We start from the raw sequence: 14,019 nt of genomic DNA on the forward strand, positions 1-14,019 counted from the left end.
ACTCGAAAAACACCTAACAATTTAATATCGACCCAACAAGCCGTTTTCTACCGAGCCTCGGATCATTGTTATCATTATACCAGTTCTATCACAAGAACTAACTTGTTGCTAAAGATATACATTTAAGCGTTGTAGAAATTATGGAAAGGACAAAAACAACCGAATGAGTCGTTTGCTTGACTATAGAAGAAACACAAACCAGCTACAAAAAAAATGGCCTCATACGAGGCCACTTGTATACTGATATGTTGAGCGTGCAATGAGCTTAATTGCTACCTAAACCGCGACGCTTTAATAGTGCATTGGTCGTCGGTGCTTGACCTCTAAATGCTTTGTAAGACTCCATTAATGGGCGTGAGTTACCCACTTCTAGAATATTTTTGCGGTAGTGGTCGCCGATTTTTCTGTTTAAGCCACCTTGTGATTGCACGTAAGCGAATGCATCTGCCGCTAGGATTTCACTCCACATATAGGCGTAGTAACCCGCTGAGTAACCGCCGCCCATTGAGTGGGAGAAATAGGCAGATTTATAGCGTGGTTGAATATGCGGTACGTATAAGCCGTGCTTTTTCAATACATTTTGCTCAAACGCTTCTAAGTCGGTTACTTTTTCTTCTGGTTTGATTGAATGCCATTCCATGTCCACTAGCGCAGCAGCAACGTATTCTAGGGTATCAAAGCCTTGGTTAAAGCTACGTGAGCGCACTAACTTATCAAGCAGTGCTGGTGGAATTGCTTCATTGGTTTTGTAGTGCTTGGCGTAATTAGCAATGACTTTTGGGTGAATGGCCCAGTCTTCTTCAAAGGTAGATGGGAATTCAACAAAGTCTCTTGAAACCGACGTGCCTGACAAAGAAGGATAGTTCACATCCGACAGCATACCGTGAATGCCATGCCCAAGTTCATGGAAGATGGTCGTGACTTCGCCATAGCTTAGCAAGGTAGGCTGTCCTTCAGGTGCTTTGGCGATATTCATCACATTTACGACCACAGGTTTTTGCTCAAGTAAGTGCGACTGATCAACAAATGAATTCATCCAAGCACCGCCACTTTTACCCTGACGGGCGAAGTAGTCTGCATAGAAAATTGCTAGGCTCTTGCCATCGTGGTCAAAGACTTCATACGCTTTAACCTCTGGGTGATAGACAGGTAAATCTGGGCGCAGTTTAAACTCGATGCCGTATAGCTCTTTCATGGTGAAGAATACACCGTCTTCCAGCACACGGTTAAACTCAAAATAAGGTCTAACACTGCTTTCATTCAGCGCAAACTTATCTTGGCGTACTTGCTCAGCATAAAATGCCCAATCCCAAGGTTGCACTTTAAAGCTTTCACCGTTTTGCGCTATTTTGTCTTGAATTGCTTGAGTCTCTTGTGCCGCGTTTTTCATTAACTGCTCAGTCATGCCAGAGAACATGTCAAATACAGTTTGTGGATTCTGCGCCATTTGATCGGACAAACCATAATCGGCCCAGCTATCAAAGCCGAGGATTTGAGCCCGTGTTGCACGAATTTGTGCAAGGCGGCTGACTATCTCAGTGTTATTGGTTTTGCCCGTTTGTGCACGGTTGGCAGAAGCAAGCCATACGCGCTCTCTTAAATCGCGGTTTGCTAGCTGTGCAAGGATTGGCTGGCGCGTGGTATTGGTAATGCTAATAAGGTATTTACCCTTGTGGCCCGCTTTTTCAGCAGCGGTTGCCATGACGTCAATTTGCGCATCTGTTAAGCCTTTAAGCTGCGTTTTGTCTTCTACAACAACAGCAATATTTTGTGTTTCTTGCAGTAGGTTTTGGCTAAATTGCGTCGTCAGTTGTGAGTGCTCTTTGTTTAGTGCTCTGATCTGCGTTTTTTGTGACTCGTTTAGCTTAGCGCCTGCTCTTACAAAGCGCTTGTAGTACACCTCAATCAGTCTTACTGACTCGGCGTCTAGGTTTAAAGTGGTGCGTTTATCATAGATCTCTTGCACACGCGAAAATAGCTTCTCGTTTAGGTAAATATTATCGAAATGCTGGGCCATGAGTGGCGAGAATTGCTGCGCTAATGCACGGCGGGTTGGGTTTGAGTCAGTGCCACTGACGTTTGAAAAGTACGCACTTGCACGACTTAGCTGTGCACCGCTTTTTTCAAGGGCAACAATGGTATTTTCAAATGTCACTGTATTTTGCGCAATGATCTCATCGACTTCTTGAAGCTGCTGTTCAAAGCCAAGCTCAAATGCTGGAGCGATGTGCTCATCTTTAATGATCGTAAAATCTGGTGCTTGATACTGCAATGTGCTTGGGCTCATCAGCGGGTTTTGTGCTGTCTTTTGCGCAGTTGCTTGTGTGTTTGTCATTGGCTGAGCTGCGTTTTGGCTATTGCATGCGCCGAGTAAGATCACTGAGCTGACGGCCAATGCGATTGTTTTCTTTATCATAGTGTACTTCCGAGATAAGTGTGTACTGAATATTTAATGCAATTGTTGAGGCTTTTTTTAAAAAAACATTCATGCAAAAAGTTGGTTGGGAGTCGCTTTAAGCATGATGTTATGTGCGCTCTTTGCGCAATGTACCTGAACTATTGAATTGCATGATATGTTATATTGTAACAAAATAAATGCAATTATATTTCTCTCAATTATTGCAACAAATTATTAAGATTATGATTTTATTGATTTATATCGGTTATGGCTGTGCAAGTACGCGTTATTGCTATGGGTAAAATGAATATGAATCTTCGATGATGTCTACAAAAAACAGGATAAAAAAACTTGCAAATCACCAAGTTGTGCGATGTTATATTATAACAATTATTAAGATGAGATGATTATGTTTAAACTTTCACCACTGATGCTTGGCTTAATCGCGCCGTTATCAGTCCACGCTTATGCGCAAAACATCCAAGGTCAGGTTCAAGACCAAGACGGTAATGCAGTTGCCAATGCGACCGTATCCGTCATGGGTTCACAGCGAACAGCCCAGTCAGACAGTAACGGTAAGTTTGTTTTGCAGACAAACTCAAGTGGTGATGTTGAACTACATATCACGGCATCAGGTTTTGCTCATCAAAATAAAGTAGTCGTGGCATCAAGCACAGGCACAAGTAATGTGTTAGTGACTTTAAATGCGTCAGCGATTGAAGTGCTCGATGTCAAAGCGTCTCCATTTCATGCGTCGATGATGGAGTCTTCTATGCCAGTGAGTGTGTTGTCTGGCGACAAGCTTCGTGAGCAACAAGCTGCAACACTTGGTGACACGCTTTCAAAGCAAGTAGGCGTGCACACCAGCTTTCATGCCAAGGTGGCCAGTACTCCGGTTATTCGAGGCTTAAGTGGCCCACGTGTATTAATCACGCAAAACAGCCTCGATGTGAGCGATGCCTCGCGTGTTGGCCCTGATCACTCTGTTGCATCAGAAACCTCAACAGCCCAGCAAGTCGAAGTTCTTCGCGGACCAGCAACGCTATTTTATGGCAGTGGTGCAATTGGTGGTGTGGTCAATGTGGTAGATGAGCGCGTACCCACACGCAGTGACACATTTGGTGAAGTATTAGTTGAGCATGCCACGGGCGACGAGCAAAAACTAGCAAGCTTTAACTTAAACACGGGTGTTGAGCAGTTCGCGTTTCATGTGGATGGCTATGTGAGAGACTCAGAGGACTATGAGATCCCAGTGCCTGCTGAAGTCGGCTCAGAAAAAAATCAATCTGGTGATTATACCGTTGAGAACAGTGCTGAGGAGTCATCAGGCGGCACTGTAGGTACTTCCTATTTATTTGATCAAGGTTATGTGGGGGTCTCATACGGTAAAATGACCCGTGAATATGGCATTCCGGGGCACAGTCATGGCGATGAAGCGCCAACAGTTTATGCAGATTTAGATCAAGACAGATGGCAGCTTATCGGTAAATATAGCTTTGATCATGCATGGCTAAACGAAGCAAACTTTAGAGCAGCTTACACAGATTATGAGCACGCAGAAATAGAGCACGGAGAAGTGGGTACTATTTTTGCTAATGAGAGCCATGAAGCGCGATTAGATGTGATGCATCAACCCATCTCTGGTTGGCGCGGTGGCGTTAGTGTGCATTACAAGCGCAGTGATTTTTCAGCGCAAGGTGCAGAGGCATTTACACCGCCGTCGGTAAGTGAAACCTTTGCCATAGCCTTGATGGAAGAGCGCCATTTTTCTGATGTATTAGTACAGTTGGGCGCACGTATTGAACGCGTCACCATTGATGCGCCAAATGTTGTGTTATCAAGCGGTGACTTGCAGGGTGATGATGACCATGACCACGACCACGACCACGACCACGACCACGACCATGACCATGACCATGAAAATGACCATGGTAATTTAGTCGCCGATCGTGTCTTTGCGGTCGATCATGAATTTACCCCTGTGAGCCTATCAGCAGGTGCGGTGTGGGATTACCAACCGGGCTATAACGTCGGCATTTCAGTATCGCGATCAGAGCGAGCACCTGCTGCATCAGAGTTATTTTCGTTTGGTCCACACATCGGCACTGGTACTTATGAAGTGGGTGCTTTGTTTAGACAAAAAGCAGATAGCTTGTCATTTGAATTAAACCCAGAGGATATTGATTTAGAGCGCGCGCACAATATCGACTTAACTTGGCGAAAGCTGGAAGGGGATTTCGGTTTTGTACTGAACGCGTTCTACAACCAAATCGATAATTACTATTATCAAGTCAACACAGGCTTGATGGCCGATGATGGCCATGATCACCACCATGATCATGGAGCACATGGTGATGAGCACGACCATGGTGAACATGAGGAGCATGGCGAACATGAAGATCATGGTTTACCTGTCTATGTCTTCAAAACAGATGATGTGATCACACACGGTTTTGAGGCTGAGTTTGCATGGCAAGCAACAGATGCATTGCACGCAACTTTATTTGCAGATTTAGTCCGAGCACGCTTAGATCAAGGCGGTAATTTGCCAATGGTGTCACCTGTGCGCTTTGGTACTAAACTGACCTACAACCTCGATGAATTCACCGTAAACCTTGATGTTGTGCGCTATCAGAAGCAGTCTCACATCGCAGCCCATGAAACGGTAACACCGGGTTATACCCTAGTTGATGCCAGCATTAATTATGATTTTGCTGCACTAGGTCAAGACTGGGTAATGTATCTAAAAGGACACAACCTAACGGATACAGAAGCACGCGTGCACACCTCTTTCTTAAAGGATAAAGCACCTATGCCAGGCAGAAGTTTTGCCTTTGGTTTTAGAGGCTATTTCTAATTTTTTTGTCACTGTAGTCAAAGGGGCTTAGGCCCCTTTTTTCATTGTTTAAATAATGAGTACGTTTTAATGAGTGTGTCTGACTGAGGACATTAACCTATAGCATCTTGCGCTTGCGCCCAAAGCTGACAGTGGGTTTATTCTTCACCGCTTTTTAAAAACTGAATCTCAGGACTTTCAAGCGAAAATACTCGGCCATCGTCGAGTGCCATTTCAATGTAAAAACTCATCGGATAGTCTGCATCTGGCGCCGTGTTTAAAATTAAATCTGTACTAAAGCCAAGTGATTTTAAAGGCTCGGCATCGGCTGTTTCAATGTACTCATTTAATGCTGTGTAGATGCGTTTATCGTTTTTATAGACATAGTATTGATTTGGGAAGCTGGCAAAAGATACGGAAAAGAATTGGTTTAAGTTGCTGCCAGCAGGGGCGGATTCATTAAAATCATAAGGTGAAGTGATCACGATGGACTGGATGTTTTCTTTGGTTGTCTCAGGTACTGGTGACAGCGCATAGGCCTTACTGATCAGTGAGGGCGGCATTAAATTAAATAAAGATGCCTTGAGAGTCACTATTTCTGTGACTGTGTCTAATCCAAAAATTAAATGATTGTATTGAATCGGTGTATTTTCTTGATAAGACTCGTCGCGTTTAATGTCTTCTTGTGAAAGTGTGGAGTTTAGTTCGCGATTAAATAAATGCAGTTCTACACCTGTAACGATTTTTTCGGTTTGGGACTCGCTTGGTGGTTGAGGAATTGTCGGCCCACTTGAGTCTGAGCCGCAGCCAAATAAGGTTGTCACTAAAACAAATAATCCGGCTAAGCGTAAATAGCGCATAGTAAATCCTTTAATATCAATTTTACGCTATAAAGTATGAACTAAAATAGGAACGATAGTTGTTATTTATTGTTACCGAGGAAGTTTGGGAGAGCAGCTAAGCAGAGTGGATAGGCTTAGCTGCTCAGTGATGGACTGAGCACCTGTTTGCTTTAAATTTCAGTGGCAAACTGTGTTTCGTTTAGCGCTTTTTCAGACTCAACTTCTCCTCGGTGGTCGGTAGCCAGCTTTTCATAAAGCAGTGGCAATACAATCAGCGTGAAGAACGTCCCGATCAGCATACCTGCAACCAGAATAATACCAATGCTGTTTCTTGCTTCTGCACCAGCACCTGTAACAAGGACTAGCGGGAAGTGGCCAAGTACGGTTGCGCCCGTTGTCATTAAGATAGGACGAAGGCGGGTTGCCGCAGCGCCTTTGACAGCCTCAAATTTATTTTTACCTTCAAGCTGTAAATGGTTGGCAAATTCCACAATTAAAATCCCATTTTTAGCGATAAGGCCAATTAAGGTAATCAGGCCGATTTGGCTGTAAATATTCACCGTGGTAAGCGATAAAAACGGCAACATCAGTGCGCCAGATAAGGCCAAAGGTGCGCACCCAAGTAGCACCACAAGGGGATCTCTAAAGCTATTAAATTGAATCGCTAATAAGAAATACACCACAATCATAGCGACCAAGAGTACGCCAACCATGGTATTACCCTCTTTACGAAGCTGCCTTGATTCGCCCGCATAATCAATTGAGTAATGTGCAGGCAAGATTTCTTTGGCAATGTCTTCAATACTGCTTAGGCCCTGCTCTTTGGTGATGTGTGGCAGCACGCCCGCTAAGATCCTGAACGAGTCTTGTTGGTTAAATGAACCCAAAACACGAGGACTGGTGAAGGTGCGCAATGTGGCAAACGCAGAGACTGGAATGAGCGTGCCTTGATCATTTCTAACTTGCATATCCAGAATATTTTCAGGATTGTAACGCTCATCATCACCCACAATTGGGATCACGCGGTAAGCTTTCCCATCTTTGTTGAAGTAGTTCACAAAGTTGTTGGACATCAACACACTCAGCTGGTTATTTACATCCGCGAGATCCAGACCCAGATCAGCGACCAGTAAGCGGTCTATTTCTAGTTCCGCCTGTGGTAAGTCAATTTTAAGGTCGGTATTCACAAACATAAATTGGCCGCTGGCGTTGGCCTTAGCAATGATTTGGTCTGCGTATTGCTTCATTGTTTGCGCATCATCACTGGATCTCAGCACCACTTCGACATCAAACTGGCCTGCGGTTGGTAAAGAGGCCGGTAGGATAGGGAATAAGCTTAAACCTGTGACGCTACCGAGACGACCGTATAAATCAAACAATAAGTCATGCACTGAGTTTTCGCGCTCTTCATATGGGGCAAGTTCTACGCCACCAAAACCCGCAGCTGCTGTGACAATTTGCCAAGTAAATTGACCGCCTTCGGTCGCGTTCATCACACGTGCTGTCTCATTCATTTTCTCAGCGGTGTAGACTTGTGAAGACTCAGGTGGCGCTTCTATCACTACTTGGACACTGCTCTGATCTTCAATTGGCGCCAGTTCTTTTTGCGATAACAAATAAAACGGCACTGACAGGAGTGAGAACACAATAGCGACAAAAAATATTTGTGTACGCCACTGGAACAAGGTGTCTAAGCTCTTGAAATAGAATGCTTGCAGTCTATCAAAGTAGCCATTCACTGCTTGAGTCAACTTGCCTTCTTTGCCGCCTTCTGGGCTAACATAGGCACTCATGATGGGCGAGAGGGTTACGGCGACCAACCCTGAAATTAAGACTGCAATGGCCAAAGTAAAGGCAAATTCGCGGAACAAGAAGCCCGTTAAGCCCGTTAAAAAGCCAATCGGCGCATAAACGGCTGCAAGGGTTAAGGTCATCGCAATGACGGGCACAAGTAGTTGTCTTGAGCTGATCAGTGCCGCTTGCAATCTGGGCTTGCCTTCTCGCATATGGCGGGCAACATTTTCAACGACCACAATGGCGTCATCGACGACCAAGCCAACCGATAGCACGATGGCCAAAATGGTGAGTAGATTTAACGAGAACCCCATGACTGAGATCACTGCAATGGCACCCAAAATAGAGATTGGAATGGTGATAAGCGGCACCATGGCGGTTCTGAATGAGCCCATCATGGCAACGACAACGATACCGACCAGAAGTACAGTCTCAGCAAGGGTGGTAAAGATCTCCTTGATTGAATCACGCATGTAGAGTGTGCCGTCGTAGCCAATCGAGATTTTCATGCCATCAGGTAAAATCTGGTTTATTTCGGCCAGCTTTGCATAGAGCGCATCACCGATATTTATCTCATTGGCACCAGGTAGCGCCCAAACCGCTAAGAATACCGTATCGTGATAATCTAAACGTGCCGTCACCATACCGGGGGCTTCGCCAATTTCTATATCGGCAATATCGCCCAGTTTTAACTGTGCAGTGTCTGTTTCTTTTACAACCAGCTGCTCAAAATCAGCAACGTTTTTTAAACTTGTGTTGGCCATTAAGTCGATGCGTTGACGGTTGTTTTCGGTGTAACCAATAGTCGCAATGGTATTGTTGGCTTGCAGTGCTGCAAATACATCACTGGCGCTGAGGTTATAAATGGCCAGTTTATCTGTGTCTAACCAAACGCGCATCGCTGGGTTTCTACCGCCCTCGAGGGTGACTTTTTGTACCCCTGGAATATCAGACATAGACGGCACGACATTTCTGACCAGGTAATCACTGACTTCATTTCTCGGCAAGCCTTGCGATTCTACATCTAAATAAAATACCGCGTAGGGGCTATCCGCTCGCACAATTTGAATGGCTGGGTCTTCCGCGCCAGTTGGTAGCTCAAACTTAATTTGGTTAAGGCGTGTTGTTAGCTCTGCAAGGGCATCGGTTGTGCTGTGATTCAAATCAAGCCAAGCAGTTACTTTGCTGAGCCCTGATGTGGTGACAGAGTCAACGTAGTCTACGCCGGGCACAGTCGAAGCCACACGCTCTATGGGCTCGGTGACATAGCCTTTAACAACATCTGCTGCTGCACCTGTGTAAACGGTATTGATGACGAGCGAGGCACTTTCAATTTTTGGATATTGCTGAACGGAGATCTGCCGCGCGGCATTAACGCCCGCTAAAATAATCAATAAGGACAATACAATTGCCAACACCGGACGGTTGACAAAAATATCCATTATTGACGGTTTGTTTTCGTGTAATGAGCTCATTACTGCACTCCGTTTTCACTTTGCGTTGACGCCGTTTGCTCAGTAAAAACCAACAAGTTTTCTCTGAGTTTAAATGCCCCTTCACTGGCAATAAATTCACCGCCAGTGAGCCCTGACAATACAATTTGATTGTCTTGAACTTTGTCACCTAACGTTACTTTAATGGGGGTTGCACGCCAGTTTTGCTCATCGTCTTTTTCTAACTTATATACAAATTCACCAAAGTGGCTACGTGTAATAGCATTGGTGGGGACCATCACCGCGTTCACGGTTGTTGAGGGGATTTTCACCATGGCCATTTGATTGTGATTAAACAACTTGTCTGCATTGGAGAGTAAAGCACGATAGCTTTGCTGACGTGAGTTTAAATCGATACTTGGTTTCTTTGCGATGATCTGTGCTTGATAGTCGCTTTGAACATTTTGGTTGTTATTTGAAAATGAGATGCTGACTTCACTGCCAATGCTTGGCTGAGACAAGGTTTGTGGCACATGGAAATCGACCCAAATAGCGTCATCTTTACCTACCATAGTGGTAATTTGACTATTTACGTCGAGAAACTGGCCCACTTGGTATTGATCAAACCCAGTGTGACCTGCAAAAGGTGCAGTGATGGTTTTTTTAGCGATTAAAGCTTCTAGGTTTTGTACTTCGGCTTCGCCAATGCTGACATTCGCTTCTGCTTGATCAACCTCATCAGGGCTAATTCGTTTTTGCTCAAGTAATTTGACCACACGAGCATAGGTTGATTTAGCCAGTTTAACGCGTGCTTTTGCCGCTTTTAGATTGGCTTCATCGATGCTGGTGTCAAGTTTGATTAAGACATCCCCTGCATTAACAGTGTCACCAGGGTTAAATCCAACAAAGGTGATCTGTCCTGGGTACTCATTGCTGATGGTCATGTTTTGACGCGCTTGAAGTTGACCAACGACTTTAATATGAGTGGTATGCTCAACCGCTTGCGCATAGGTGCTTTTCACAGAGGCCGACGGTTCAGGGAAGGACTCACCGAACGCAATCATCGCTTGTATTTGGCTAAATTTAATGAAGCCAAGACTGGCAATCACAACAAGGACAATAAAAATAGCGGTGAGCCAACGTTTAATGTTCATAATTACTCCTATTTGTGATTAACGCAGATTAAGCGTTATCAACTGTTGTTCAATGTGATTAAGCGAAGCGTCAGTAAGTGGCTGCTTCCACGGGTAGCTATTAAGTAGACGCACAGAGCTTCTGATTATTGGGTGATTAAGTGGTAATGAGGCAAGCAAAGAATCAGTTCCTTCTATAATTTGTTTTGTTTGTTGTACACGCTGTACTTGCTCGTAGCCGACGGTCAGCGCCCAGCCACTGATGATGATTTCTTCTATGACTTCAGACAAGTTTGGCACAGCTTCAAGCTCTCCTGCATTAATACCTTCGGCGAGTGCCACTTTAAAAGAAGACTCACAGCGAGACTGGGCTTCAATAATTTTACCGGTCCAGTAATTAGAACCTTTTTTGATGACAGCTTCATTGGTGGCGTACGTTTGAAGTGCGTAATCAAACTCGAATAACTGAAGCTTTTGAGGTGATATTAAGCTAATGGCGATGATTTTTTCAGGGGCAGTGAGTTTGAGTGCCAGTACTTGGTTAAATATATTTGAGAGGTGAATAAAAGACTCATTGGCAAGGGCCAATACGATGTCTTCTTTACTTTGTACGAATTTATAGACAGACCCCATAGAAAGTCCGGCAATACGCGCGATTTTTGCCATGGTGAAGTCAGTAATTGATGATTCATTGATACATTGCTCGGCGGCGGACAAGATCATCTTTTGCTGAGTTTGTTGGTCATATTTTGGCGCAGGAGCCATACAAATACCTCTAAATTAGCAGTTTTGATTTTTATTCGAATGACGTTCGAATGTGGTTATTCTATGCTTGTAATCTTCTTTGTCAATCTAGGTTTTTATAAAGATTTTTATCTAACTGTTTTACTGAGAATAAAAAATCATAATTTTAAGCTGCGCACTTGATGATCTTTTCGAGAACGTTTAGTTTGAGGGTGGTTTTTATGAAATAAAGGAGATATGCAAAATGAACTTGAAGAAAAAAAACCTTAAACAGCTAAGTGAAGATCTTCACTTAAACCCTAAGCAAGCCGATATGGTTGCTGGTGGTGCTAAGCCGCCAATGCGACTGATGTGTACTACGACAATTGATACAGAAATAAAGCGTTAATTGATGCTTTAAGCGCTGTGTAAAATCGCTTTTCTCAGCGATTATTAAATAGCCTAGTCAAATAAGGCTTTTACAAAGCATACTTTTGAGCTAGTAACTTGGTTAAGTATGCTTTTTAGTCTCAACGGTTTTTTATCCTCCTTTTCTCTTTACAATATAATCCCAAGGTTATTGCCGGTGATGTCTGTTGCTTTGGGTGACTTTATGCGTGCTTTAATTAAATATTTCAAACCGCCAATCGTATTAATAACAAAGAATAAAAGAGTTTAGTTATGGCTGTAGGTAATTATCGAAAAGCACAGGTATTAAAAAGCGAATTTTTAACACCAAATATGAAACGTATTGTTTTAACTGGTAAGGATTTAGCCAGTTTTCCAGAAGGGTTTGAAGCTGGATATGTGAAATTACTTTTTACTAAACAAGGCAGAGTATTACGCGAAGATGACGCTTTCGCGCAGTTGGCAAACAACAATATTATGATGCGAACCTATACAGTACGCGCATTTGATAAGCAGGCTCAGCAATTGACGATTGACTTTGCACTGCATGAAAAAGAAGGCGCAATGGCCCCCGCTTCTGACTGGGCTAAAACTGCTCAGCTTGGTGATGAAATCATTGTAGGCGGGCCGGGTAAAACAATTGGTGTTGATCACCGTGCTGATTGGTTTTTATTAGTAGGAGATATGACTGCGCTGCCAGCCATCAGTTGTTATTTAGAAAGCTTGCCTACGTGTGCTCATGGGCGTGCAGTAATTGAAGTGACCAGCCCAGAAGACATTCAAGATTTAAATAAGCCCAGCGGTATTGAGGTTATCTGGCGAGTGAATTCCACACCGGGTAAAAATAGCCCTTTACTCGACGCTGTTAAAGAGATTGACTGGCAGCAAGGTGATGTATTTGTATGGTGTGCATGTGAGTTTGACACCATGAAGGTGCTTCGCCGTTGGTTTAAAAAGGAAAAAGGGCTCGAAAAGGAGCGGATGTATGTCAGTAGCTACTGGAAATTAGATTGCACTGAAGAAGAACATAAAGCCGAAAAGCTAGCTGATTCAAACTTACCAAATTGATCCCAATACGTTTGATTTCTGAGGGGCCATCTTTGTCATTGCTGATTTTGTTATGGGCAATGGTAGCTACGGGCCCTAAAGTAGATAAATAAGCAGGTCCTATCAGCATCGTTTGTAAATTCACTACCACTATAATATCTGAATTTGGTACTAGGAATATGGACGAGTATTTATCTATTGCTAGAAACGTTATGCAAGATGGAGCTAAAGTGCAGTACGCCTATAAAAGGCGAAACTAGCACGAGGTTTGTTTAATTAATGGTTACCAATAGAAAAGATCGGGCTAAAATTGCTTTCGTAGGTAAGAATGGACAAGGAAAAATAACAATACTACATACTAAAAGAGGTAAAGACTTCTGGAAAACTCAAAATTGTAATGTGAAAGACAAAGTTACAATACCCGTTGAATAATGATCACATATAACGCAAAAGATCTTGGATTAAATCCAGATATTGAAGAAGAAATAACGCTTGAAGTTAATGGCTTCGAGCTAACCTGTTTTGCAGGAGTTTGCCCCTATGAATTAACTATTGGGCACGTAACATTTGAAGTGCTAGATTTTGAATTGTCAGAACAAAGAGGCTTAGAAAAAACCAGCCTGAAAAGAGTTGGAAATACCTATGCTTATGAGTTAAAAGACAGGTCAAACGGTGATTTGATAGAAGCAGGTATTAAGCTTAGTGATGAGGTTTTAGAAAAGCTATGATTGATGTTTCAAATGTAATTTTAAATTTTCAAAAACTTTTAATCTCTATATCCAATAGTTTATTTGATATTGGTTTGTATAAAGATAGTGATGAATGGGAAGAACTAACTGAGCGCGCCTTTAACACACTTGTTGTTGGTCACTTGAAAGATAAGTTTGGCCATTCTCTCTCTGTCCAGTATGAAGTATGGAATAGGTGTAATATAGGGCTTATCGTGCGTGTAAATGCAGGTGGACCTTTATTAATTGGGGAAAGGGACTTATTTTCAGAAAATACATATAGCTATAAAGAGATACCTAAGTGTGAAAGTGGTATTGAGTTTTCATTTGTAGAGTTTGGAAACCCTCTTTTTAATGCGGATGATATTGTAGCTTTGGAATATGCCTTTGGGTTTGATAGTCAAGGCCGTTTGGTTTGCGCGAGAAAAGACATTTGCGGATTTTTAATAAAAGTATAAGAAGCATTTGATACTCACCTAGACTATTGAAGGTTGGAAAAGCTGGAATATCATAAGATGCATTGATACGTTACGTGATGCTGAAATATAACCTGTTTTTTTAAAGGTGAAAACAAGCCCCCGATGCTTTTCCTTTGACCATAAACCATTAATATAAAAGGTATATGAGATCACCTTTAACAACGAATCCCATAGGTTGTTGAGTCTGGCTTCGAGCCA

At 43.1% G+C, this 14,019-nt stretch carries 10 protein-coding genes; 5 read left to right on the forward strand and 5 right to left on the reverse strand.

The window, feature by feature from the left end; translation table 11 throughout:
- Positions 1–265: 265 nt before the first annotated feature.
- Positions 266–2,416, reverse strand: a complete 2,151-nt coding sequence (locus QNM16_RS14325) for a M3 family metallopeptidase (RefSeq protein WP_284021117.1) — start codon at positions 2,414–2,416, stop codon at positions 266–268.
- 391 nt (positions 2,417–2,807) lie between these two features.
- Here QNM16_RS14325 and QNM16_RS14330 point away from each other — a divergent pair, with 391 nt between their 5' ends.
- On the forward strand, positions 2,808–5,255 hold the full coding sequence (locus QNM16_RS14330; protein WP_284021118.1) for a TonB-dependent receptor: 2,448 nt from the start codon (positions 2,808–2,810) through the stop codon (positions 5,253–5,255).
- A 137-nt stretch (positions 5,256–5,392) separates the two neighbouring features.
- Here the strand turns inward: QNM16_RS14330 and QNM16_RS14335 are convergent, their stop codons facing one another.
- The 4 genes from QNM16_RS14335 to QNM16_RS14350 form a co-directional block, all read right to left on the reverse strand.
- A complete protein-coding gene (locus QNM16_RS14335) occupies positions 5,393–6,094 on the reverse strand; it encodes a hypothetical protein (protein WP_284021119.1) in 702 nt (233 codons plus the stop codon).
- Positions 6,095–6,246: 152 nt separating this feature from the next.
- Entirely contained in the window at positions 6,247–9,345 is a 3,099-nt protein-coding gene (locus QNM16_RS14340) for an efflux RND transporter permease subunit (RefSeq protein ID WP_284021120.1), read from the reverse strand.
- Entirely contained in the window at positions 9,345–10,457 is a 1,113-nt protein-coding gene (locus tag QNM16_RS14345; protein WP_284021121.1) for an efflux RND transporter periplasmic adaptor subunit, read from the reverse strand. Before QNM16_RS14345 ends, QNM16_RS14340 begins: the two co-directional genes overlap by 1 nt.
- Positions 10,458–10,475: 18 nt before the next feature.
- Entirely contained in the window at positions 10,476–11,201 is a 726-nt protein-coding gene (locus QNM16_RS14350; RefSeq protein WP_284021122.1) for a TetR/AcrR family transcriptional regulator, read from the reverse strand.
- Positions 11,202–11,424: 223 nt separating this feature from the next.
- Here QNM16_RS14350 and QNM16_RS14355 point away from each other — a divergent pair, with 223 nt between their 5' ends.
- From QNM16_RS14355 to QNM16_RS14370, 4 genes are all read left to right on the forward strand, one after another.
- Complete coding sequence (locus QNM16_RS14355) at positions 11,425–11,568, forward strand: hypothetical protein (RefSeq protein ID WP_284021123.1); 144 nt, start codon at positions 11,425–11,427, stop codon at positions 11,566–11,568.
- Positions 11,569–11,840: 272 nt separating this feature from the next.
- Positions 11,841–12,635, forward strand: a complete 795-nt coding sequence (locus QNM16_RS14360) for a siderophore-interacting protein (RefSeq protein ID WP_284021124.1) — start codon at positions 11,841–11,843, stop codon at positions 12,633–12,635.
- Positions 12,636–13,045: 410 nt separating this feature from the next.
- Positions 13,046–13,342, forward strand: coding sequence for a hypothetical protein (locus tag QNM16_RS14365; protein WP_284021125.1), 297 nt, complete (start codon positions 13,046–13,048; stop codon positions 13,340–13,342).
- Positions 13,339–13,800, forward strand: coding sequence for a hypothetical protein (locus QNM16_RS14370; RefSeq protein WP_284021126.1), 462 nt, complete (start codon positions 13,339–13,341; stop codon positions 13,798–13,800). Before QNM16_RS14365 ends, QNM16_RS14370 begins: the two co-directional genes overlap by 4 nt.
- Positions 13,801–14,019: the final 219 nt, after the last annotated feature.

The organism is Pseudoalteromonas umbrosa (genome assembly GCF_030125375.1).
Lineage (GTDB): Bacteria > Pseudomonadota > Gammaproteobacteria > Enterobacterales > Alteromonadaceae > Pseudoalteromonas > Pseudoalteromonas umbrosa.

Excerpts from the sequence above, each read along its gene's own strand:
- QNM16_RS14330 (WP_284021118.1), top strand. The coding sequence starts at position 2,808 with ATGTTTAAACTTTCACCACTGATGCTTGGCTTAATCGCGCCGTTATCA.
- QNM16_RS14325 (WP_284021117.1), bottom strand. The coding sequence starts at position 2,416 with ATGATAAAGAAAACAATCGCATTGGCCGTCAGCTCAGTGATCTTACTC.
- QNM16_RS14365 (WP_284021125.1), top strand. The coding sequence starts at position 13,046 with ATGATCACATATAACGCAAAAGATCTTGGATTAAATCCAGATATTGAA.
- QNM16_RS14355 (WP_284021123.1), top strand. The coding sequence starts at position 11,425 with ATGAACTTGAAGAAAAAAAACCTTAAACAGCTAAGTGAAGATCTTCAC.
- QNM16_RS14335 (WP_284021119.1), bottom strand. The coding sequence starts at position 6,094 with ATGCGCTATTTACGCTTAGCCGGATTATTTGTTTTAGTGACAACCTTA.
- QNM16_RS14350 (WP_284021122.1), bottom strand. The coding sequence starts at position 11,201 with ATGGCTCCTGCGCCAAAATATGACCAACAAACTCAGCAAAAGATGATC.
- QNM16_RS14360 (WP_284021124.1), top strand. The coding sequence starts at position 11,841 with ATGGCTGTAGGTAATTATCGAAAAGCACAGGTATTAAAAAGCGAATTT.
- QNM16_RS14340 (WP_284021120.1), bottom strand. The coding sequence starts at position 9,345 with ATGAGCTCATTACACGAAAACAAACCGTCAATAATGGATATTTTTGTC.
- QNM16_RS14370 (WP_284021126.1), top strand. The coding sequence starts at position 13,339 with ATGATTGATGTTTCAAATGTAATTTTAAATTTTCAAAAACTTTTAATC.
- QNM16_RS14345 (WP_284021121.1), bottom strand. The coding sequence starts at position 10,457 with ATGAACATTAAACGTTGGCTCACCGCTATTTTTATTGTCCTTGTTGTG.